Source organism: Nonomuraea sp. NPDC003727 (genome assembly GCF_053586935.1).
This window is the reverse complement of record NZ_JBSFNE010000054.1, coordinates 1-1,007: the sequence shown is the minus strand read 5'-3', so window position 1 is coordinate 1,007 and position 1,007 is coordinate 1. Positions and strand designations below refer to the sequence as shown.

Below are 1,007 nucleotides of genomic sequence, written 5' to 3'. Positions count from 1 at the left end.
GCCGAGCAGGCGCTCATCAGCGTGGTGGCCACCAGCTACCTGCTCGGCGTCTCCACCCGACGCGTCGACAAGCTCATCGAACAACTTGGGATCAAGCACATCTCCAAAAGCCAGGTCTCTGAGATGGCCAAGACGTTGGATGAGCAGGTCGAGGCCTTCCGCACCCGCGCTTTGGACGCCGGCCCCTACACCTTCGTCTGGCTGGATGCGTTGACGCAGAAGGTGCGCGAAGGCGGCCGGATCATCAACGTGCACGTTCTGGTCGCGACCGCGGTCAACGCCGATGGCCGCCGCGAGATCCTCGGCCTGGAGGTCACCAGCGCTGAGGACGGCGCGGGCTGGCTGGCCTTCCTGCGCGGCCTGGTGGCTCGCGGCCTGTCCGGGGTGCAGTTGGTCATCTCCGACTGCCACGCCGGGTTGGTCGCCGCGATCGGTGCCACCTTGGCGGGTGCGACCTGGCAACGGTGTCGCAGCCACTACCTGCGCAACCTGCTGACCCGCGTGAACAAGTCCGCGCAGCCGTTCGTGGCCACCCTGGTGCGCACCCTGTTCGACCAGCCCGACGCCGCCTCGGTGCGCGCTCAGCACGCCTGGGTGGTGCAAACGCTCGAGGCCAAGCACCCGGCCGCGGCCGAGCATCTGGACGCCGCCCGGGAAGACCTGATCGCCTTCGCCGCCTTCCCTCGGGAGATCTGGCCGCAGATCTGGTCCAACAACCCGCAGGAGCGGCTGAACAAGGAGATCCGCCGCCGCACCGACGTGGTCGGCATCTTCCCCGACCGAGCAGCGATCATCCGGCTGGTCGGGGCCGTGCTGGCCGAGCAGACCGACGAGTGGGTCGAAGCCCGCCGCTACATGGGCCTGGACATCCTGGCCAAAGCCCGCGTTCGGGTGATCCCCGGCGACACACCAGCCCAGAACCCACTCCCGCAGACACTTACCGCTTAACCTGCAGAAACAGGATCACGCGAAGATCGATTCATACACCACGTCCGTGGACGTGACCC

The 1,007-nt window shown here is 67.3% G+C and carries 1 protein-coding gene; it reads left to right on the top strand.

From position 1 onward, the window contains the following. The coding region (locus ACWDLG_RS45045) for an IS256 family transposase (RefSeq protein ID WP_449931816.1) at positions 1 to 948 on the top strand (948 nt) is incomplete at its 5' end. Positions 949 to 1,007 lie beyond the last annotated feature (59 nt).